This is a genomic window from Hallella faecis, from assembly GCF_018789675.1.
GTDB classification, from domain to species: Bacteria; Bacteroidota; Bacteroidia; order Bacteroidales; family Bacteroidaceae; genus Prevotella; species Prevotella faecis.
This window is the reverse complement of record NZ_JAHKBE010000050.1, coordinates 1-22,365: the sequence shown is the minus strand read 5'-3', so window position 1 is coordinate 22,365 and position 22,365 is coordinate 1. Positions and strand designations below refer to the sequence as shown.

General features: G+C 54.1%; 15 protein-coding genes. 4 read left to right on the top strand and 11 right to left on the bottom strand.

Features of this window, described 5'->3' with window-relative positions; genetic code table 11:
* Nucleotides 1–615: 615 nt before the first annotated feature.
* Together KM934_RS10415 and KM934_RS10410 are read right to left on the bottom strand one after the other, a co-directional pair.
* Entirely contained in the window at nt 616–825 is a 210-nt protein-coding gene (locus tag KM934_RS10415) for a hypothetical protein (protein WP_215760543.1), read from the bottom strand.
* A 45-nt stretch (nt 826–870) separates the two neighbouring features.
* Nucleotides 871–4,422 carry a hypothetical protein gene (locus KM934_RS10410; protein WP_215760542.1) on the bottom strand — a complete coding sequence of 1,184 codons (3,552 nt, stop codon included), beginning with the start codon at nt 4,420–4,422 and terminating at the stop codon, nt 871–873.
* A 680-nt stretch (nt 4,423–5,102) separates the two neighbouring features.
* On the opposite strand from KM934_RS10410, the gene KM934_RS10405 reads away from it, so the two are divergent.
* Nucleotides 5,103–6,854 carry a helix-turn-helix transcriptional regulator gene (locus KM934_RS10405; RefSeq protein WP_215760541.1) on the top strand — a complete coding sequence of 584 codons (1,752 nt, stop codon included), beginning with the start codon at nt 5,103–5,105 and terminating at the stop codon, nt 6,852–6,854.
* A 46-nt stretch (nt 6,855–6,900) separates the two neighbouring features.
* Here KM934_RS10405 and KM934_RS10400 read toward each other — a convergent pair whose 3' ends face one another.
* Nucleotides 6,901–8,133: a Gfo/Idh/MocA family protein gene (locus tag KM934_RS10400; RefSeq protein WP_215760540.1), complete on the bottom strand. Its 1,233-nt coding sequence runs from the start codon at nt 8,131–8,133 to the stop codon at nt 6,901–6,903.
* Nucleotides 8,134–8,249: 116 nt separating this feature from the next.
* Between KM934_RS10400 and rmuC the strand changes: the two genes are divergently transcribed.
* From rmuC to KM934_RS10385, 3 genes are all read left to right on the top strand, one after another.
* Entirely contained in the window at nt 8,250–9,854 is a 1,605-nt protein-coding gene (gene rmuC, locus KM934_RS10395) for a DNA recombination protein RmuC (RefSeq protein WP_252344971.1), read from the top strand.
* Between the two features lie 23 nt (nt 9,855–9,877).
* Nucleotides 9,878–10,336, top strand: a complete 459-nt coding sequence (locus KM934_RS10390) for a GAF domain-containing protein (RefSeq protein WP_215760539.1) — start codon at nt 9,878–9,880, stop codon at nt 10,334–10,336.
* Between the two features lie 110 nt (nt 10,337–10,446).
* Nucleotides 10,447–11,565: a S1 family peptidase gene (locus KM934_RS10385; RefSeq protein WP_215760538.1), complete on the top strand. Its 1,119-nt coding sequence runs from the start codon at nt 10,447–10,449 to the stop codon at nt 11,563–11,565.
* A gap of 75 nt (nt 11,566–11,640) precedes the next feature.
* Here the strand turns inward: KM934_RS10385 and tsaA are convergent, their stop codons facing one another.
* The 8 genes from tsaA to KM934_RS10345 form a co-directional block, all read right to left on the bottom strand.
* Nucleotides 11,641–12,312: a tRNA (N6-threonylcarbamoyladenosine(37)-N6)-methyltransferase TrmO gene (gene tsaA / locus KM934_RS10380; protein WP_215760537.1), complete on the bottom strand. Its 672-nt coding sequence runs from the start codon at nt 12,310–12,312 to the stop codon at nt 11,641–11,643.
* A 21-nt stretch (nt 12,313–12,333) separates the two neighbouring features.
* Complete coding sequence (locus tag KM934_RS10375; protein WP_215760536.1) at nt 12,334–13,047, bottom strand: phosphatase PAP2 family protein; 714 nt, start codon at nt 13,045–13,047, stop codon at nt 12,334–12,336.
* An 82-nt stretch (nt 13,048–13,129) separates the two neighbouring features.
* Nucleotides 13,130–14,980: an LTA synthase family protein gene (locus KM934_RS10370; RefSeq protein ID WP_215760535.1), complete on the bottom strand. Its 1,851-nt coding sequence runs from the start codon at nt 14,978–14,980 to the stop codon at nt 13,130–13,132.
* A gap of 6 nt (nt 14,981–14,986) precedes the next feature.
* Complete coding sequence (locus tag KM934_RS10365; protein WP_215760534.1) at nt 14,987–15,613, bottom strand: hypothetical protein; 627 nt, start codon at nt 15,611–15,613, stop codon at nt 14,987–14,989.
* A 529-nt stretch (nt 15,614–16,142) separates the two neighbouring features.
* Nucleotides 16,143–16,583 carry a low molecular weight protein-tyrosine-phosphatase gene (locus KM934_RS10360; protein ID WP_215760533.1) on the bottom strand — a complete coding sequence of 147 codons (441 nt, stop codon included), beginning with the start codon at nt 16,581–16,583 and terminating at the stop codon, nt 16,143–16,145.
* The gene (locus KM934_RS10355; protein ID WP_215760532.1) at nt 16,580–17,083 is read right to left on the bottom strand and encodes a gamma carbonic anhydrase family protein; all 504 of its coding nucleotides are present in this window, start codon (nt 17,081–17,083) and stop codon (nt 16,580–16,582) included. The genes KM934_RS10360 and KM934_RS10355 overlap by 4 nt, the downstream gene beginning before the upstream one ends.
* Before the next feature lie 227 nt (nt 17,084–17,310).
* The gene (locus KM934_RS10350) at nt 17,311–19,293 is read right to left on the bottom strand and encodes a family 20 glycosylhydrolase (protein ID WP_215760531.1); all 1,983 of its coding nucleotides are present in this window, start codon (nt 19,291–19,293) and stop codon (nt 17,311–17,313) included.
* Between the two features lie 81 nt (nt 19,294–19,374).
* Entirely contained in the window at nt 19,375–21,816 is a 2,442-nt protein-coding gene (locus KM934_RS10345; RefSeq protein WP_215760530.1) for a glycoside hydrolase family 95 protein, read from the bottom strand.
* Between the last annotated feature and the right edge of the window lie 549 nt (nt 21,817–22,365).

Genomic DNA, 22,365 nt, shown 5'->3' with positions numbered 1-22,365 from the left:
AAAACACGACACAACTTTTTAACCAAAAAGCATAACAAAGCATGATGCGTGGACTGCCAGCCCAACATCCACTGGCAATCGTAAGTCAGAAACAACTGGATGAAAGAGGACCTCTTTATGCGCTGAACACCAAAAGACGAAAGCAGGAAAAGGGAAGGAGAAAAACCAAAGCGCCCTCCCCTATCTTATTATCGATGGGGAGGGCGCATATTATCAGAAACTAATTAAGGCAACTCTTCTCGTTGCTTGGGGATTGCAAAACCAATGACTCTCGCAGTTGGGGAGTGCTTCGATCAAATCTTCCCGCAGCCTGGGGAGTGCATAGACAAAGGGCCTATCATAAGCCGATGGCTATTCAGCGTTGAAAGGCCTTCCATGGAATTGAGGTGCGTTACCAGAGGTGGGTTCCTTTAGGCGTGTACTGAGAGGTATTTGCCTAAGGGCGCCTTCCGAGAAGTATCGCCATGTGGCGGTTCCTGAAGGAATTTGCCGATAGTTGGTTGCCTAAAGGCTTCCACCCCAACGGTATTCACCCCAAAACCATGGGTTGCTATATGATTTTGGCCTATTCAACCCCTATCGGTCATGAGACCGAAATGGGTTGAAGGGAAGCGATTACCACAGACTCATGTCTTTTTGGTATCCGGCCCAGTTGGAGCTCTTCTCTTGAGGCGCACTGTACTCCTCCTCATCTGCCCACAGATTACGGCTTGGGTTGTTGGGCTTGGCATCAGCCCAATCGGTAACAGATGCTGACAACATGGAGCACCTCGCCTGCACATTCACCACCTCTGTGGTGGGGCTAATATATTTCTTCTTTTTCATAATGCTCGGTGTTAAATCGTTAGTAATCAGGTTATCGGTTCGTTGTTATCGAACCATCACCTTTGTTCCATTCACCACATAGATGCCGCTTGGCAGCTTCACAGAGTGGGACTCGCCAGCCTTGAGGGCCTTCACATCGATGGTCTGACCGCTGACGTTGCGCACACTGGCGCGCAGATCCTTGGTAGCCTTGATGGTGAGTTGTCCTGCCTGAGAAGAGAACACGAATCCCGCGTTAGTGGCGTCGGTTGTCACCTCTTGGATGTCGGTCGGGTCATTGTTAGGCTCGAGCGAGATGTTGATGTAACGGATGTTGCGTGTGCCCGTGCCCGTGCAATCGTAGTAAGAGCGGAACGGCAGCACCTTGACCGTGTTGGACATCTCGAGTGCCAATGATGACACAAACTTATCCTTGTTGAAGTAGAAGATGCCTGGCGTCTTGTCGACCTCAGCACCTGAGAAGGTGGCCTGCGGTGTGAGAACCACGTTCTGGCCATCGACAGAGCCTGAAGAGTCAGCCCCCTGGATGGTACGACCCTTTGGCGTCTTCACGATGGTAGAACCCCGCTGACGCAGGATAAACATCAGCTTCGCATCCTTCTCCGTCATCTCAGCCCTGTCGATGCGCACGATATACGCGTCGTTCGGTTGGGTTGTCGACACTCCCGTGCAGGGTGAGAAGTGGCCGTAGATATCGGTGAAGATCAGCTCACCGCTTGGGTTAGGCTTGCTGAAGGCATTGGTGGCGTTCATCTTGTAGAAAGTGAAGTCGCACTTGTCGTCCTCATTGGTGTACTGACCGGTCTCGGCGTTGATAGCCACGGTGAACGGCATCACGATTGACACCCACTTCTTCGTGTCGTTGTTATTCGCCACGAATCGCTTGTAGCTCACCTCGTTGGCTGCGTTGATACGGATGTCGTAAGGTGAGAAGAAGGGCCACTGGTCCTCGAGCACGATGTTGTTCTCAGCGATGAAGTCGTCGCCAGAGAGCGACTTCGAGGCCACGTTGTCGTGGTTGTCGGTAACACCCGTAGGCAAGAAGATCAGTGCGTTCATACCGAGCTTTCTCTTCAGGTCCTCGAGCTGACCCCACGGCGCATTGTTGCTACTGAAGAGCAATGAGTTGACCTTGCTGGCGTCGAAGTAGAGGATATGGTCGGCGTCGACCGGTGCGTTGGCCTTATGCGCTGCGATGTCGGCATTGATCTGGTCGATAATCTGCTTGGTGAAAGCATAACCCGTTCCCTCGGGGAGCAATGAACCTGTCTCATCCCTCAGTCGGAGGGTAGCACCCACGTAATAGTTCTTGTCGGGACCTGTAGGAATGACTGCGTCGTCGTAGACCTTAGTGTAAGTGATTTCAGGTGTGTAGTCGACGGTGGTCAACTTGAGGTCGGTTGAATAGTAGGCGTAGATGGCATGGCGCGGTGTGGTGGTGGGTGCGATGTTGTAACGCGTCTCGTCGCAAACCACGATGTAACGCTTCACATAGTCGTCGCCACTGTTGGCAACCATCTCCTTCCACTGTCCGCCCTGGGTGTTGTATGCGGCGTTCGTGTAACGGTACTCCTCATAATAGAAGGTGCCCGAACCTGTTGTGCCCGCCTTAAACTTATCAGAGTTGTTGCAGTAGAAGGCCTTGTCGCCAGCCACTTCCACTCTCACCTTCTTGGTATAGTCGTAATCGGCAGCCTCGCTGCGATGTGCCTGCAGGTTCTCATCAATAAGGTTGTAATAATCAGACTTCACGAAGTGATAGCGCGAATACTTACCCACCTGTCCAGCAGGATACGTCTCGTCGGCGCTCTTGGAGTGCAATCCGTCGAACGCAAACCTCAGACCTATTGTGCCAAAGTTTGTCGGCACGCCGAAGTCCACCTTACCATCAGTGCCAATGGTGAAGTCGTCGGCAAGATACTGTTTCTTCAGTGCCTGCTCTCCTGAGGGCTGCGTGCACGTAATGTCCATCTTATCGATGTAAGGATTGAGCGCCTCGAGCTGCACCTGGAAGCAGACGTACGCCTTCTGTCCTTCCTCCAGACCCTCGATCTGCAGTTTGATGGCGTCGTTGTTTATCTTCTCTAAGACGAGCTCGCCCACAGGATGTTCAGCGCTCGCTTGACCCTCATGCTCGACGGTTGTACCAGTCTTGTCGAAAATCTTTATAGTAAATCCCGTACTTGATGCCTCGGTAGTGATTGTATTAACAACTACAGCCATTCCCTGGGCATAGTTGTAAACACCTTTTCCGTCAGCGTTACAAGAAACGAAATACGTTTCCGCTCCACTACCAATGAAGAGGTTCAAACCTTTAGTATTGTATACCGCCGCATTCCAACTTCTCGTTGTAACATCCAAGTAATAGACTCTCTTATTATTATTCGTAGTATAGTTGTGGGCTAAATAGTATGTATTATATCCACTTTTTGTATACACCTTTCCATCTGTGCCATACGTCCAAACCACCTTATTAGCAGTGAATTCCAAAGAGTGATTCATGTAACGTCCATTACCATCAGTAATATAAATCTGGTCACCTTTCTTAAAGCCCACGTGCTTAGCACTGTTGGCATACACCAAACGTGCACCCACAATGCGGTAACCTACAGGTATACGTTGACCATTTTCGGCGAGTGCGTCTGTCGGCGTCTCCAACCAATAGGTGTTATTCTTCAGGCCAATATACGTAAGCTTACCGTCATTCGATACCGAAGCGATGCTACCATCACCTGGGGTGCCTGCCTTAGCTGTACCACCAACCACTCCTTTTTCGTCGTATAAAAGGAAATCGGCCTCGAGGTCCTTGATGTTGTTGTAGTCGTACTTAAAAGAGGTATAGTTATTGACCGTCTGTATCTCAATAGGTCCATAATCCACACGATTGGTCAGGAACGGCAAGGCGAGACAACTCACAGCACCGGTGAACGCGTCGGGCTCCGCCTGAAGCGACTCGTTGAACTTATCGGTACACTCGAAGGTAACAACGAATGACACTACATCAATTGTAGAACTTCCTCCTCGTGCATAATCATGATCCTGCTTGAAATAAAGGATGTTGCCCATGTCCGAATTGTTCATCGAAGTTCTTTGCATGGTAACCCCCTCACTCCCAGTCTTTTTAATCAACACGGACGTATGCTCTGTGGTGAACGAAGCATCCATTTCTTTCAAGGTTGTTGCCACTACTGAAGCATCATTAGAGTTGATGACCATCTTGTAACTCGTGAATCGGTAACCCTTAGGCAATGACAACGACATATGGTTGACGATATCACCCTGTCCAGAGATGAAAGTCAACTTGTCGCCCACAGCAGAAACGTTGTTGGCATGTACCTTCATCAAACCGGCAGCAGTGATGGTTGCCTCATCGGAGGTGATGAGGGTCATGGGCAACTGGTTATGAATCCATACGCCACCATAATTTTGTACGTGAGATTCACTATCATAACTTGCAGCCGAAATGACATTACCCGTCTTCGGGCTGATGCTGACTGTCTGGGCGGCTGCCGCCATTCCCACCGTCAACAGAACTGCAGTTGCGGCGCATCTGATCATGCCCCGGCAACTTGAAATCAATAATTTTAACTTTTCCATATAGCTATCGAATATTGTTCTTGAGCGCAGCCTCGACCAACTGATCAAGAGGTTAAACATTATATAATAGGTGCCGACCTTTGCATTTCATCTACGCCTTGTTTTCTGTTTTACGGCTATGAGGCGTTTCGCTTATGGTTTCACGGTTGGGTCGCCGCGTGCCTCCCCAAATTTTATAGTTACAAAGATAGCGTAAAAAATCATCAAGAACCTTACAATTTCTTTCATAGATGTAACATCTGGAGTGTTACATTGTAACATTTGAAAGTCGCATTTTTGTAGCATTTCGCAATGCTACAGTTTCATTCCTACAAAAGTGAAAATGTGACACCGCAAAGATCGCCCAGGGAGGCCCCATGCGAAAATGTTACAAACCTCAAAAGACGGAACCCACTTAAAATCAACCAATTACAGACTGACGTTGTAAGGAATCCACCTTTTGTAACATTTCTCTAAAATGAGACAATAGGCATAAAATCATCGTTTTGTAACATTTTCGATGAAAAAAAAGGTGTTACATCCCTTGTTTTGTTACAAAAATGCGCTATCTTTGCAAACAGACAGTTAGCATACGGACTGGGGGAAATCAGAAAATCAAGAAATTCGTTTGCACCACTACTATGAAATGGCAGTAGCCTCACCCATGCGGTAGGCACAGCCTAATAAGAAAGGAGTCGCTTATGAAACTACCTATTAAGATCGCTCTCTTTCTCATGGCCTTACTATCGGTCATGGCCGCTTGCACAAACAAGAACGCATCGCAGAGAGCCACACAGACGAATACCGACAAACGCTATTCGTACGAATACGTTAAGAAAATCAGCGTCACACAGCCTAAGAAGGCGTTGCAGGTGTTGCAGCACGCCGAAGAACATAAGTTGATGTCGCCCATCGACATCAACATCCTCAGGAGCAAGGTGTATTACAACTCGATGCTCGACTACAAGAAAGCCACTTTTTACGCCGAGGCCGCGCTCAACGACTCGGACATCAACAACCGCCCTGAGCAGCTGATGAGCCTGCTGTACCTGGCCGCGCTGGAATATTACAACTGTGGCAACTACGCCAAGTGCCTCAACATGGCCGACCGCGCCATCACTACCGGCTACAAATACGACAACCGCCGGCTCGTGGGCCAGGTGCTCACCACGATGGGCCAGTGTCACAGCGAGATAGGCAATGTGGGCCATGCCATCAACTGCTTCGACCGAAGCATCATCATCTTCAAGGGCGAAGTGAAGAAGTCGCCCAATTGGAACCTCTATTACGCGCTGACCACCAGCAACGCGCTGAAGGCCAACGCCTACCTGGAGATGAAACAATACAAGGAACTCTTCCAGATGAAGCCCGAATATGAGGGCACGCTGAATAAGCTGAACACCCTGCCTGAGGGCATCAGCGGCGTGAACGACCTGGCCAACGCCACCTTTTACTCCATCTACGCCATCGGCTACGAGGAGATGGGCAACCACGCCCAGGGCAGCGCCCTCTACGACAAGCTCATCGTGACGCGCGCCGCCAACACGCCCGAGGGCGCCACATTTGTTGTGCCCTACCTCATGCTGACCAAGCATTACAACGAGGCCCTGAGCAAAGTGAACGAGATGGAAAGCGTGTGGACCCGTAGCGGCAAGGACACCATCGACTACAACTATATCCATAACATCTTGGCCAACAAGGCCAAGACATTGCAGGCAATGGGCCGCTACAAGGAAAGCTTGGAGACGGGCATACGCGCCTACGACCTCAACGACTCGCTCAACAGGCGCATCAAGGCCCAAAACGCGCTCAGGGTGTCGGAGCAACTGGGCAAGAAGATGCTTAAGAAACACATTGAGCGACAAGAAACCCTTCTGAGAATCAACCACATCGCCAACATCGTCATTGGCGCCCTGCTCGTGATTTGCATCGGCCTGATGATTATCGGCTTCCGCATCAACAAGAAGCTGAAGGCCAAGAACCAAGCGGCCTCCACGCTCGTCAAGGAACTGCTGCTATACAAGAAGCAGCTTATGGACCACTTGGCGGCCGACGAAGCCAACAACGCGAAAAACAATCGCAAGACCCTCGAGGCCAACGACGACAAGCAACAGCAGTACGACGAGTTCCTGAGGATGGAGAAAATGGTTATCGACAGGGGCCTGTTCCTCCAACCTAAGTTGGAGCGCTCGGATGTGGCGAAGGAGATGGGCATTTCCACCAGCCATTTCAACGAACTGTTTGCAAGGTTCTCCGACCAGTCGTTCACCAACTTCATCAACGACCTGCGCATGGAGCATGCCGCCAAGTTGCTGAAGGACAAGTCGAACTACACCATCGAGGCCATCGCCAACGAGTGTGGCGTTCCCATCCGCCAAACCTTCTATCGCCTGTTCTCCAAGAAGTTTGGCATGACTCCCGCTGAATACCGCAATGTGGTTGCGGACGAGTAAGGTTAAGATTTAGGGACATTCCTAATATGGGAATGCCCCTCATTTATTACTTGCGGCAGAAGTCGGGAACGGCTACCGGCACCGACCCTTGGCTGATCGACAGTTCCGAGAGCTCAACCACGGCGCACCATTCGGCCAAGTCGTACACATCCATGTCGAGCGGTCGGCCCTTGACCAGGCTGTCTACGAGACGATAATCCATGATGTAGGATATGCCGCCGCGGTTGTCGTATTGCTCAGCCGTGTGGCGCAAGCTGCGAATGTCGTCGGGCAGAAAACGCTCAATCATAGCTTCCACCTCATCGCGCCTCACCTCCTTCTCTCCTACCCAAAGTTGCTCCACAGGGTACTTATCAGCATAACCCTTCGTTCCCACCAGTCGGTAGCCACGACTATAGGGTCGCGGTGTCTGCACATCGTGGCTGAGCTGTATGGTGCGCCCCAAGGCGGTGCGCATCAGCGTGGTAGTTACAGCGCCATTGGCAAAGCCGTTGGGCGCGGTCGATGCTGATTCCGCCTCATCAGCCACGATGCTGGCGTGGTGCTGACATACGGCGGGCGACGGTGTGGTGTCCATGCTCACCAAAGTACGTAGCGTGTCGCCACGATGCACGCCCATGGCCAGGCACACAGGCCCCAGCCCATGGGTGGGATAAACGTCGCCCCGGTGAACAGCGTTGTAACGCAGTCGCCAAGGCTCCCACCGGTCGCCCAGGTTGTGGCAATAACCACCCTCACCATGCACCACCTCGCCCAACAAGCCCTGTTGCGCCATGGCCGCCGTGGCCAGTTCAAAATAGTCGTAGCAACAGTTCTCGAGCATCATGCAATGGAGCTGCTGGCGTTCGGCCAAATCCACCAACTGCCACGCCTCACGGATGGTCATCACCGCCGGCACCTCCACCGCCACATGATGACCATGTTCCAAGGCACAACAAGCCATGGAGAAATGGCTGGCCCAATCGGTACACACATATACGAGGTCGAGATTGGGCATGTCGCACAGTTGCTCCGCCGACGAGAAGGCCAGCGCAGCGGGTCGCCCATTGTCGCGCAACAGTTGCTGAACATCGGCCACGCTATCGGCCGACAGGTCGCACACGGCCACAATGTCGGTGCGTTCCAAGTGGCACCAACGCATCACGGCCTCGCGTCCACGTTGGCCCAAGCCCACAAAGCCCACCCGCACACGCTCCATCGGCTGTGCGGCAAGTCCCACCACCGACCGTTGTCCAGCAGGTCGTGAGGGTTGGAAGGAGGAAACAGAATAGTGCTTCACGCTACAAATCATTTTTATGATAACGTATCGCTACAACCGATTATTTTAAGGCGAAGCCAAAAAACTTGCCCTGGAGGCTCGTCACATTCAACAATAATGTGTATTTTTGTAACGAAATGACTACAACTATCATCATCAGCATTGTGGCGGCCATCCTCATGGTCGCTGTGGGTTTCATCCTTGGAACCCGCGGGAAGAGTGGTCAGCAGGGCGACAACACCGTGCTGCTCGACAACCTGCGCTCCCAACTGGCCAATCAGGACCAAAAGATGAAGCAGCAGGAACAAACGTTGTCCGCACAGCAAGAAACCATCCGTAACCTAACGGCCGAGCGCGATGTGCAAAAGGCACACGCCGACAGCTTCCGCGAACAGCTCACCTCACAGAAAGACGACTACGAGCAGCGCTTACGCTCGCAAAAGGAAGAGGCCGACGCCACCCTCAAGAGCGAGCGTGAGGAGCAGCAACGACGCCACAACGAGTTGCGCGAGGGTTACGACAAACAACTGGCGGAGCTCAAGGACGCCTACGAAAAACAGTTGGCACAGACCAAGGACGGCACGGAGAAACAGATAGAGGCGCTGCGCCTGATGAACAAGGAGCAGGTTGACAGCCAGATGAAACTCATCCGCGAGCAGATGCAAACCACTTCCGAGGAGGTGCTGAAACGACGCCAAGAAGAGTTGGGCGAGCGCAACAAGGAGCAGGTGTCGAAGATCATCGACCCGCTGCAACAGAGCCTGAAGGAGATGCAGGAGGCATTCAACCTCTCGAAGAGCCAGCAGAGCGAGGCGCTGACCCGTCTCGACGAGACCATCAAGATCAACATGCAGAAGAGCGCCGAACTGGGCGAGACGGCTGACCGCCTGACACGCGCCCTGACGGGCGAGGTGAAGGTGCAAGGCAACTTCGGTGAGCTGAAGCTCAAACAGTTGCTCGAGGACATGGACCTCAAGGAAGGCGAACAGTTTGACACGCAAGAGACGTTGCGCGACAAGGTGGGACGCTCGGCCAAGGGCGACGACGGCAAGGGCCTCATTCCCGACTTCATCTTGCATTTCCCCAACAACCGGCACGTGGTGGTCGACTCGAAGATGTCGCTCACCGACTATGAGCGCTACATGAACGCCGAGGACGGCAGCGCGGAGAAAACCGACTATCTCAAGGCCCACATAGCCAGCGTCAGGGCGCAGGTGAAGCGCCTGGCGAAGAAAGAATACACCAAGTATCTGCCCAGCGGCTACAACCGCCTGAACTTCGCCATCATGTATGTGCCCATTGAGGGCGCGCTCAACCTGGCCCTGCTCAACGACGGTTCGCTGTGGCGCGAGGCTTACGACCAGGGCGTGCTCATTCTCGGCCCACAGACCATGTATATGAACCTGCGCGTGCTGGAGATGATGTGGACCCAGGTGCGACAATTGAAAAACCAGCAAACGATGATCGATGCGGCCAACACCATCATCGACCGCGTGCAGGATTTCGGCATGCGCTTCATGGATGTGGAGTCGAGCATGACCGACACCCTCAAAAAGATGACCAAGCTGAAAATCACCACGGCCGACAATGGGCCCAGCATCATCACCGCCGCCAAGAAGTTGCTGATGGCGGGCGCCAAGGAGAACAAGAAGAAAAAGACGCTCGACGAGATGGACGAATCGATGTTCATCGAGAGCGACACCGAGGCGACAGAAGAGAAAACGCAACCCAACAACAATTAAAACCCATAAAAACCCATATCATCATGGACGACAAAAAGAGGACATACGACACCGTGGTGGCCCAAGTCCAATGCCTGGTGGACGGCGTAACCAACCATGTGGGAGCACTTGCCAACATCACGGCCCTGCTCAAAGAGGCCTTCCCCTATTACTTCTGGGTGGGATTCTATCTCGTGAAAGACGACCAACTGGAACTGGGACCGTTCCAAGGTCCCGTGGCATGCTACACCATTGGCAAGGGACGCGGCGTATGCGGCACGTCGTGGGCACAGGTCCAGACACTCATTGTGCCCGATGTAGAGCAATTTCCCGGCCACATCGCCTGTTCCTCACGCTCCCGCTCGGAGATCGTGGTGCCCATCCTGCGCAACGGCAACGTGGTGGGCGTCATCGACGTGGACAGTGAGCAGCTCAACTCCTTCGACACCATCGACCAAGAAGGCCTGGAGCGCATAGCCACCCTCTGCGAGCCTTTGGTGTAATCAAACCATAAAACAACATCCGGCATCTGGCCTTCATCTTGATGACACAACCGCTTGCTCATTTCTTCAACCCCAATCAGTCATTAAACCAAAATAGGAGAAATAATACCATGAAAAAAGCGATTCTCCTCATTACCACGCTCCTCGCATTGGTGAGTTGCAGCGAACGCACCCCACAAGACCTGTTCGACGAGGACAAGTCGGGGGTCGTATTGATCCTCAACGAGTATTACTACACCATGAAGCTGCCCAACGGCAACACCCTGTATTTCACAGGAATAGACGACGACGGAAGCCTTGAGAACCTGTCGGTGGACTACAACGACATCAAGGGCAAGCGCCAAACGCTCAGTGGCACGGGCTTCTTCATCGACAAACAGGGCACCATCATGACCAACCGCCATGTGGCCCAGCCCGCCATCGACAAGAAAGCCGTGAAGGAGAGCTACAACAGTTTGGTGGCATCCCTCAAGGCTTATTTCGGCGCCCAAATGGAAGAGTTGGCCGATCAGTACCGCACGCTGGAGAACCAGAAGAGCGACTGTGTGAGCTTCGACTTCTACGGAAACGCCTATCAGGACGAGGAGAAACTGCAAGCCATTACCACCCAACAGGGCGAACTGGAGGAACAGTTCAACCAACTGCGCGATGTGCGCGAGTCGATGAACGACCATGTGTCGTTAGACGAGTTGCAAATAGCGGTGGTTTGCGAGGTGGGCATTGCTTACAACAACACTTACGTGACCTCGAGCAGCGATTTGCTCGACAAGAACCCGTGTGTGGTGACGAAGGTGTCGGGCAAGGAAGACACCGACCTGGCGCTCATCCAACTGAAGAACAAGACCACACCCGAAGGGGCATACGTGTTCAATACCGACGGCAAGGCCGACGTGGGCCTGGTGGCCAAGGTGAAAGACCTGTTCTCCTCGCACAACGATGAGATTCTGCAAATCGACCAACAGTTGTACATGATTGGTTACAACGCAGGTCCGGTATTGGCCAACACCAAGCAAGGCATACAGGTGCAGATGACCAGCGGAAAGGTGACCCAACTGCCCGACGGCGACCGTTTGCTCTACAGCATACCCACCGTGCAGGGGTCAAGCGGTAGCCCTGTCATCGACAGCCAGGGCCGATTGGTGGCGGTAAACTTCGCCAAGTTGGCCGCAAGCGACAACTTCAACTTCGGCATTCCACTCAATAAGGTGAAGGCTTTCCTCAAACCTTAGGGAAGAAAAGACACCTAAGGGGGATGGGCGAAAGAACGCATCGCATCTAAGCGACTTTCTATTGTGCAATGCGGCTCACACGATCTCAACCACGGTGAGCACATTGCCCTGGACCGTGAAACGCACATCGCGGCCCTCAAACGGCATGCCATACGTCTTGTTGGCATCGTTCTGATAATGGGGACGTGGGTCGAGGGCCAGCACCTGGCGCAACACGGCGGTGGCGTCGGCACCCAACGCAGCCTCCATCTCGGGAGGCACGACCACCGTGAGGCGTTGCATGGGATGACTGTCGACGAAGCCCGACCGCACACCCTCATGGCAATCGGCATAAGCCACATACGGCTTGATGTCGAAAATGGGAGTGCCATCCATGAGATCGGCGCCCATGACGTGGATGACCGGCCCTTTCGACGTGGCCCACTCCACATGGTCGAGTTTCACCGAAGAGAGCCCCAGCGGATTGGGGCGGAACGGTGAGCGCGTGGCAAACACGCCCATGCGCACATTGCCCCCCAACACCGGCGGGCGTACCACAGGACTGACGGCCTGGTGGCGGTTGGCCGAGAAGGCCCAAATCAGCCAGAGATAATCGAACTCCTCGATGCCACGCAACGCATCAGCATTGCGCCATTCGGGCTCAAAGACAATGGTGCCACGCAAGTCGGGAGCCAAGCCGCTCTGCTTGGGAACGCCAAACTTGGAGGCAAACGGTGAATGGAAATGGGCTATGGGAGTGATGGTCATGACGGGTAAAACAAGCGTTTATCAGAACGTGTCGGTATGCGCGTTGTAGCCAAACGACAGAATCAGCATCAGCAGAATCTCCAACCAACACACCATAACCGGGATATACATATGCGGCGCATCGGGTTGGTAAGGCTTATAGGTCTCGGTCATGCGATGGAGCGACCGTTGGAAAACATAATAGACCAGCGAGGCGGTGACCACGCCCACCAGCATGCCCACAATGATGTCGCCGAAATAATGGACCCCCAAGTACATGCGCGACCAACAAGTGATGAAGGCCCACGCCATGAGCGTGGTGGTGAGCAGGTGGCGTCGGAACACATAATAGATGAAGAACGCCAATCCCCAACAGTTGGCCGAATGGGCCGATGGGAACCCATAGCGCCCACCACGATAGCCATCCACAATATGCACGAGGGGCGATATGGGATTATCGGTGTTGGCGGGGCGCAAGCGTCCCACGAAAGAGCGTATGAGAGAACCACTCATCTGGTCGTTGATGGTGATGAGCAAGGCCAATACAATGAGGCAAGTGACATTCACTCGCCACGGGAAACAACGAAACATGACATAGGCGATGCTCAGGTAGAACGGCAACCAGATGAACCGACCGCTGAACATCTGCATGAAATTGTCCCAATAATCATTGTGCAAACCATTGATGGCCAGGAATATTTGGGTGTCCCAGTCAACAAGGGTCTGAATGACGGTAGATAATAACAAGTCTGTCATAGTTACGTTTTGAATGGTTCATTGCTCACCCACGTCCCATGAGGCGGGGCACATAGCGGATAGAGCATGGCGCCGATGAAGATCAGCGCTGGGCGATATCGTCGAACAACACTTGCAGAAGCGCCTTGCCCCGCTGGAGGTTCTTACCCTTTTGTCGGCCCTCATCGATGACCGTACGCCCCAGTTTGTTATCGTAAATCATCGTGTTGTCGGTGTCGATGAATCCAATGCCATCGTTCATCAGGAAGAAGGCGTAATGGGGTATCGACGCATCGAAGATGTCCTTGCTGAATAGTAGGTCGTTGTGGGGCAAGCCCAACTGTGCGAGCAACGTAGCGGCAATGTCCTGCTGCGATGCGTATGTATCTACAACCATCGGCTTCTCAATGGCTCCACCCGTCCAAATCATAGGACAATGGAAGCGCCACGGCTTAAAATTATCGATCTCCTCAGGCCATGCGCCAAGATGATCGGGCACAATGACAACGAGCGAACGATCCCAGCGATCGGTCTTGCGAAGACTCTTCACAAAATCGCCCAAATAACTGTCGACAAAGGCAAACGCATTGAGCGTCTTGTCTTGCATATACCCAGGCGGCACATCAAAAGGCTCGTGGGAGCTCGAAGTTTGTATGACACGCATCATAGGCCGCGACGGGCGTTCCACTTTCAACTCCTTCTCCACACGCTGAAACAGCAAGTTGTCGGGCACACCCCACTTGCTGAGGCGGGCAGAAACGGGGAAGTCGACATCAGAAATGATCGACGAGAACCCCTGGTTCACCAAGAACGAGCGCATGTTTGTGAAGTCGGCATCGCCACCATAATAATATTCCAAGCCATAGCCCGCCTTGGCCAAATGGCTCGCTATCGACGGCAGGGCAGCGGTTTTCTTGGGATATTTCATCAGGCTCACCACCGACGGAGCGGGATAGCCCATGAGGATCGACAACAGGCCGCGGTCGGTGCGGAAACTGTTGGCATAGAAATTGCGGAAGAAGATGCCCTCTTCGCTAAGCTTATTAAGGTTCGGCGTGACAGGCCACTTACGGCCATCCATGCCTTCTGCGAGGGTATGCATCACCGTGTCAGAGAAGCTCTCGAGAATGACGACATACACATCGGGCTGCTCACAGCGCAGCACTTGGGTATGGTTGGCGGATCCCACGGGTCGGTTCAAGTCTGCCACGATGCGATGGGCCTCCGCATCGTCCATGAAACGGTATTGCGAGGCGAAGTCTTCTTGGTGACTCATGCTCTCCATAAACGAGAAGAGCGGGTTCACGGCGGCATGGTTGAGCACCGAGTGGTGGGAGAAATACACCTTGCCCGTGTTCATCGACGACACCGTAACGCCACCGCGGATGGGCAGGAAGAGGGATGCCAGCAGCAACAGTTCTACCACCACAGGCCACACCTTACGCTTACCTTTCTGTCGGAAGGCCTTAAGATAGAGCAGGTGGAACACCAGGCTGATGAGGGCCACGACCAGCACCAAGCCCACCAGCGCCATCAAGCCTTGGCCCCAACTGATGCTGGCCAAGGCGTCGGCGGGCGACGAGGTGAGGAAAAACACAGGGGTGCTATCGAGCGGAAAGCGCCAATAAGCATACAATCCCATATTGGCCACGAAGCTCAGGGCCACGGCCACCGAGGCCACCCCGAAATAGGCGGCTAACGCAAGTCGCCACCATCGGTCGGCCGACGGTCGGCGAAACACGGCCAGCGGCAAGTCGCTCAGCAACAGCACGAGGGCCGGAATCACCGTGAGGTATCCGGCCATCGACAGGTCGAGCGGCAAGCCATGGCCCACCACGGGCCACAAATCAGTTAATCCTCCATCATAAACGAGGAGGAACACCGGTTTTTGCAGTATGAAAAGCAATGTCCAAGCCACAAAGGTGGCGACAATCAGAAATATCTTGTGCTTCAAGGTCGTTTATCTGAGTTCAACTTCGTTGCCTTTGGTGCATTCGAACCACGGCTCCACATCGCGCAGCGAAATGTCGTCGTATTCGAAAGGAGCGACAACCGTTTGGCTGCCATCGGGAAGCACCAGTCCCATCTTACCGTTCTTCTGCGCAATGATAGGCATGGTCATCATGTCGTCGACATAGACGTAGGGCGTGCGCAGGAACTCATATTCGGGCGACAAAAGCACATTGCCCTCATAGTCCTTGATGCCATACTTGCCATCCTTCTCGAACACTTCATGATACTTGAGGTACTTGTCCTTCATGCGTGTTACGTAGAATGACATGGTCTCATCATCGCCAATCATGCTGATAAAGTAATGGAACGTGTCGCAATAGTTGGCGATGGCGCGCGCCACAAGCATGCGCCACGAGAGGTCCTTGACAACCTTTCTGTTGAGATCGATGTAACGGGCCATAGCCTCCTCGCGCTGCGGCACGGTGAGGGTCTTCATGCGGGCCTCAAACTTCTCGAGCATCGCCAGCGAGCCATGCATGGCCTTGATGTAACGATGGATCTGCCGCCCCATCTCGTTGGCAAAAAACATGTCGACTTGCCGGGTCTCTATTTCTTCTCTAAACAATCCTTCCATAGCATTGGTTTGTTTGGTTTCTACATCCACAAAAGTACAAACAATCTGCCAACTGACCAAAAAGAAAACCACAAATATTTATCCCTCCCCATTCAATATCACGGCAAAACATCCTCGGCTCACGCCCGCTTCCCCTTCCATCAGCAAGAAAATGTCGTTTCGTGTCGATTTTCTTGGGTGCATCTTCGCAATCATGCGTATTATTTATGTGTAACGGGAAACAGCAACCCCACACCCCTACAAGAGGGCTTAGGGCGCACAACGCTCCATTCGCCCACAGCGCCTATGGAACGAGAACCACTTGGCGCCGTCCCGATAGCAGACCAAAGACAATATTAGGCTTTAGTTAGAAAAATAGTTGTTTAGCGAGAAGGGCTTATCCGCGGAACGACACCATGTGACGATTCCCACGGACAAGCCCTTTGTTTTTTAGGGAATGTGACGCTATGCGAGTGGCATGGGATCGGCGAAACTTACCGCGTTACGCAGCGATATTTTCCATGCCCCACTGCGGCTGGCGCCTCGTGCGTTAGAGCAATGTGGGCAACGCCTCGCTGAGGTCGCAGAAAGTCTTCTCAAAATCGCCAGTGTACCAAGGGTCGGCCACGTCGCGGTGCTCGCCTACGAGCGTCATGAGCAGGCTCACCTTGCCCTCGGTGTCGTTGATGCCCAACATCTTCAGCCACCTGAGGTTGTTGCGATCCATCACGAAGATGCGGTCATAATAATCATAATCGGCCTGTGTCAGCTGGCGTGCCTCGCGCCGTTGGAAAGGCACACCATGGTTGCGCAGGCAACGCTTGGCCGGCGGATACATGTCGTTGCCTATCTCCTCGGTCGACGTTGCCATACTATCAATCTCAAACTCGGCCTCCCGGCCCGCATCCTTCACCAGTTTCTTCATCAAGAACTCGGCCATCGGACTGCGACAAATGTTGCCGTGGCAAACAAATAACAGTTTTGTCTTCATGGTTCTCTGTACCATTCTTTTATGTACATGTAATGTTCTGCATACTCCAGAGCCTGCCCTTCGGGCGCGGTCTTCACCTTACGCGCAGGGACGCCAGCCCATATCTCGCGTGGTCCCACCTGTGAACCGGCCAGCACCACGGCGCCAGCGGCAATGATGGCCTGTTCGCCAATGTCGGCCTTGTCGAGCACCACGGCGTTCATGCCGATGAGCGCTCCACGCCTCACGGTGCAGGCGTGCACCACCGCCCCGTGGCCTATCGACACATCGTCTTCGAGCACCACGGGCGCTCCCGCTGTCTGATGGATGCAAGCGCAATCCTGAATGTTCACTCGGTTGCCCACCACCACGGCGTCGACGTCGGCCCTGACAACGGCTCCAAACCACACCGAGCAGTCGTCGCCCATCGTGATATCGCCCGCCAATGTGGCGTTCTCGGCGAGAAAGCAGCGTTCGCCCCACTGGGGAGTCTTGCCCTTCACCGTTTGAATAAGTGCCATATCTTTCTGTCTTTTGATTTGTTTGTAACCCTAAGCCCCATAGGTCGTTAGACCGAACCGGGTTGATGGTTAGGATGCCATAGTTTCTTTTCCTATCCAACGACCGATTTGGGCCAAACGCCATCAACAATGATGACCTAATGACCCATGGGGGTTGAAAGCAAAAAAAATGCCCATGGGCCATGGCGCAACGCACATACCCCATGAGCATCTCGTAATGATCGTGCTTACTTGGCAGCCTCAGCCGTGAAGTTGGTGATACGACTGCGGAACTGTCCGGCCTTCTTCAGCGGGAACACCAAGGTGCGAATGTAGTACATGTCGCCACGCTCGCCAAAGTTCACCTTCTTCACCCCGAGCGTCTCCACGACCTTGCCGTTGACCAGAAGGGTTGTCTGCTCCTTGTCGCCACGGATAGCCACATGGGCCTTCTCGCCAGGATAGAACTGGTAGTTGAAATGATGCATGTAACCATCGCGACCGTATCCCAGCAAGCCCGCCACGGGATCGGAGAGGTAGAACGTGGTGCCGCCATCGGTAAAGAGCACCGTGCCTCGTGCCTCAGGCTGCGCGTCGATGTCGAAGCTCACCTCATAGTTCCAACCGATGTTGTCGATCGGCAGCGTGTCGCCCGGCTTCACCTGCGCCACCTGCAACTTGCCCGTGGGATGGTAACCGGCGTAGTTGACACCCGGTGCCTCGCGCACGTCCTGCGATTGGCGCTCAAAGTCGGCCCAAGGCAGCTTGGTGGCCGACGCGGTCCACATCTTCGTGGCCATCGTGCGGATAGCCGGCATGCAACGATAGTGTATGTCCTGGTCGGTGATGCCGTTGCCCACGATGTCGTTCCACACGGCAAACGCTCCACCCTTGATTTGCGGATGGCGCTCAGGGAACTTCTTGTTGCCACCGAGGTTGGCTGGAGTCCAGTCCTCGTAGAGCCACTTGCAGTTGAGGTAATCGTAGTAGTAGCCAGCCTTCGGAACGATGTAAACATATCCGTCGGGGATCGAAACGAGGTTGTAACCCAACTGGAGCATCGAGTCGGGGTTGGCATATCCCGTGTACCACAGGTCCATCAGCACATCCTTCACCTTAACGGGTGTGGTGCCGCGCGCATGGGTCAGTGCGCCCCACACCTTGGCTTTCTTGCCGTAGCCCTCCACGGTACGGATGTAACGGTCGGTGAGCTCGCGGAACTTCTCCACCACCTCCCGGTCGGCATTCGAATACTCGTCGGTGCCGATATGCATGTATTTGCCGCGGAACACCGGGTTCGGACCATCGAGATACTCCTTGAGCAGGGCGTCGAGGAACGTGTAGGTCTCAGGCTTGAAGAGGTCGAGGTGGTCCATGCCATACTTCTCACTGGCAATCTCCGGCTTATACTGGGTGAAGGCAAGCACATGGGCGGGCATGTCAATCTCTGGGATTATCTCCACGCCGAGGCTGTCGGCGAGCAATTGGAGATCCACAAACTCGCGCTTGGTGTAGTAACCATCGCGTGCCGTGAGGCCGGGATAGGTGTCACATTCCATACGGAAGGCAGCATAAGTCTTCATCCAGTCGTTGTCGAAGAATTGCTTGAAACCGTTGTCGTTGAGGTGGATCTGCAACGCATTCATCTTATAATAAGAGAGGATACGCACATAATCGCGCAACATCGACATGGGCAGGAACTTACGTCCACAGTCGAGGAACGCACCGCGATAGCTGTAATCGGGCCAGTCGCGCACCACGCCCTTGGGCAGGCTCTTTCCCTTGCTGTTGTCGAGCATCTGCAAGAGCGTTCGGGTGCCCCAGTAAAGACCCTTCACCGTGGGAGCGCTGATCACCACGCGGTCGGTAACCGTGAGCGTGTAACCCTCCTCGCCCAACGCCTTGTCTTTCTTAATCTCCAGGTAGATGTCGCCCGCCTGTGCCTTGTTGCGTGCAGGCAGTTGGGCCTCTGCGCCCAGCGATTTCTTCAGGTCGGCGGCGAGAATCTGCGCCACCTCCTTGACCTTGGCACTGTTAGCGTCTTTCTTCACAACAATGGCAGGCGCCGCAGCCTGCTGTCCATCGGCTGCGGTGAAGGTCAACAGGCCCTCGCCTCCCTTCCACACTTTCAGTTCAGGAATGACAAACGGTTTGTCGTTAACGGCCGAAGCGTGATGCGGCGCAAAGGCTGCCATGAGGCAACACACCGCAATAATGGTTTTCTTGATCATGTATTTTTTATTATTGGAATGTCTATCTGTTAGTTATCGATCAACGCCCCGTTGACCCTCGAAGGTCGACGGACGCGTTTTTTAGCGCGCTTTCTCGGCCTGCAACTTACCCTTTTCCCATGTAACGACGAGCGTTTCGCCCTGCTTCACGTCGACGGGGAGCGTCTGGCCCTTGTAGCGCACCACGCCGGCCTCGCCACTGTTGGAGCGGACGCGCGCCTCGGCAAGCTGTCCGCCGCGCCACGTAATGTCCACCACGAAGTTGCCGCGGGCACACAATCCCTTCACCTCGCCGTCGGCCCATGCATCGGGCAGGGCAGGCAAGAGATGGATGTCGCCATCTTGGCTTTGCAGCAGCATCTCTGTAACGCCAGCCGTTCCTCCGAAATTACCATCTATTTGGAAAGGCGGGTGCAGGTCCCAGAGGTTGTCGGCGGTGCCGTTCTTCAGCAGGTTGCCATAGAGCTTGTAGGCATGGTTGCCATCGAGCAGACGTGCCCATAGGTTGAGTTTCCATCCCATGCTCCAGCCTGTGGCGCCATCGCCACGATGCTCGAGCACCACCCGCGCGGCCTTGGCCAACTCGGGCGTGTGGGTCCAACTCACGGTGTGGCCAGGATGGAGGCCAAAGAGATGGTTTACATGGCGATGCTCATCCTTCGGATCATCGATGTCGCGGCTCCACTCCATGAGCTGTCCGTAGCGGCCAATGCGGTAAGGAGGCAAATGGCGCAACACATCCTGCCACTGAGCCGATTCCGCTTGGTCCACTCCCAGGATGTTGGCGGCCTCCACAGCGTCGGTGAGCAGTTCGCGCACCACGGCCTGGCAGAACGTCACGCCATCGTCAACGATGCCATGCTCGGGCGATGTGCTGGGTGCCACGGTGTAGTTTCCGTCGGGCTTACGCCACAGGAAGTCCTGACAGAACAGCGCTGCACCCTTGATGATGGGGTACGCCTCGTTCTTGAGCCATTCCTTGTCGCGGCTGAAGGTGTAGATATCATAGACCTGGGCGGCCAGCCACGGACCCGCCACGGGCGAGAGGTTCCACGACATGTCGCGGTCGCGCAACGGTGCTGTGAAGCCGAAGGGATTGGCCGAGATGGAGGCCGTCCATCCCCTTGCGCCAAAGTAATCGCGTGCCGTTACGGCACCCGGCTTGACCAATGTGCGCACATAGTCGACAAAAGGCTTCGCGCACTCCTGCAGACCGCCCTGCATCACAGGCCAGTAATTCATCTGGATATTGATGTTGTTATGGTAGTCGGCGTGCCAAGGAGCGTCCGAGTTGGCCAACCACAGTCCCTGCAGGTTGGCGGGCAGGTTGCCGGCGCGCGACGAAGAGATGAGCAGGTAACGGCCAAACTGGTAGTAGAGCGCCTCCAGATAGGGGTCGGCCACGCCACGGCGATAGTCGGCCAGACGGTCGGGAGTGGCCTTCTCCAGCTCCGTCCTCGTCAGCGCCTTGTTGGCGTCGGCGCCCAGCGACAGGCTGACACGCGTGAAGATAGGACGATAATCGGCCAGATGGCGCCTCATCAAGCGCTTGTAGTTCAAGGCCATGGCGGCCTTCAGCCAACTGGCGGTGGTCTCCATAGGCTCAACGCCCACATAGGTCTTCGGGTCGTTGAAATCGGGATCGAAGTTCATCTTGTAGTCGGTGTCGGCCGTGAGGATAAACTCCACCTCATCGGCGCCCTTCACCTGGAGGCCCTCATGGCCGTCGCGCACCACCTTGCCACCTTTGTGCCGCATGGCGATACGCACCACCACCTTCATGCCATTGTTGGTAAGATTGCCCACATAGAGCAACTCATTGGCGTCGACATTGCTTGTGGTGCCCTTGGCCTCCATGCTGGGCACATATTTGAGCAGGAGGTTTTGCTTGCCCTTCTTGCTGGCGGTGAAGCGCACAACGAGCACATTCTCGGGATGCGAGCAGAACGTTTCGCGCACATAGCGCACACCACCGGCCGTAAAACTGACACGCGCCAAGGCCGAGTCGAGTGAGAGGGTGCGACTGTAGGAGCCCTCATCGCAGGCGTCGATGCCCGTCGCCACACGCAGCTCGCCCAGCGTGGTGTAGTTGCCGAAACGCCATTCGGGCTCGGCGCCACGCTCGTAGGCGGCCACACCGTTCATGTTATCGGCCGTGAGCTGGGCGGCGAGGGCCGAGTCGCCGGCAGCGAACGCCTCGCGTATCTGTCGCAAGGCGTCGGTCGATTTCTTGTTGACGTTCCAATAATGTGCCGGTCCCTTGCTGGTGCCTGGTCCACCATTCCACAACGTGATCTCGTTGAGCGAGAGGCGCTCGGTGGCCACAGAGCCAAAGAGCGACGCTCCGATGTTGCCGTTTCCGATAGGCAACGACCGCCGTTCCCACTGCGGATCTACACCGCCATAGGGCTGGAACTCGCCGGGTTCGGGCGCGGGTTGGTTGAAGCGAACTTGCAAGGGGCGTTGCGCTGAGGCAGTGTGAACACCGACCATCAGCATGAGAGCCAATAAGATTTGACGCATAATTAGGTAGGATGTACGTTAGTTCGATTTTTAGTTGTATTCTGCAAAATTACGAATTTGATTTGAATATGGCAAGCCATAGAGCGTTTTCGTGCGAAAAAACATGCACCAAGCCGTTAGGTGGGCGCTTTGTGGTGGGTCGTTTTAACCACAATCTGCCATTATACCGATTTGGGGTTGACACACCAAAGCGCAGTAGCCAATCACAAACGTGCATTCAACAAGCCCTCAATTTACAAACTGTAAGCATAGAAAAGTTGAAACCTTACAGTTTGGTACATTTTCAATCAAATCACTAACCATATTAAAACAAGTTGATATTTAATAGAACAAAACGTAAGCAAACATATCCCTAAGTTTACTTTTTGATATACCTTTGCACTCGAAAAGAGACAAAAGGAAAGTCAAAGTACCATCCTTCAAGGCAAATGGATTGTTTTCAGTCATTTTGCTTCCTTGTGTTCATGAGAGAGAATTAACAGAGTATTCATATTAACAATAGTTCGTTAAAATTTGAGATAAAGGCTAAGCAGTTTTACGCTGCCAGCC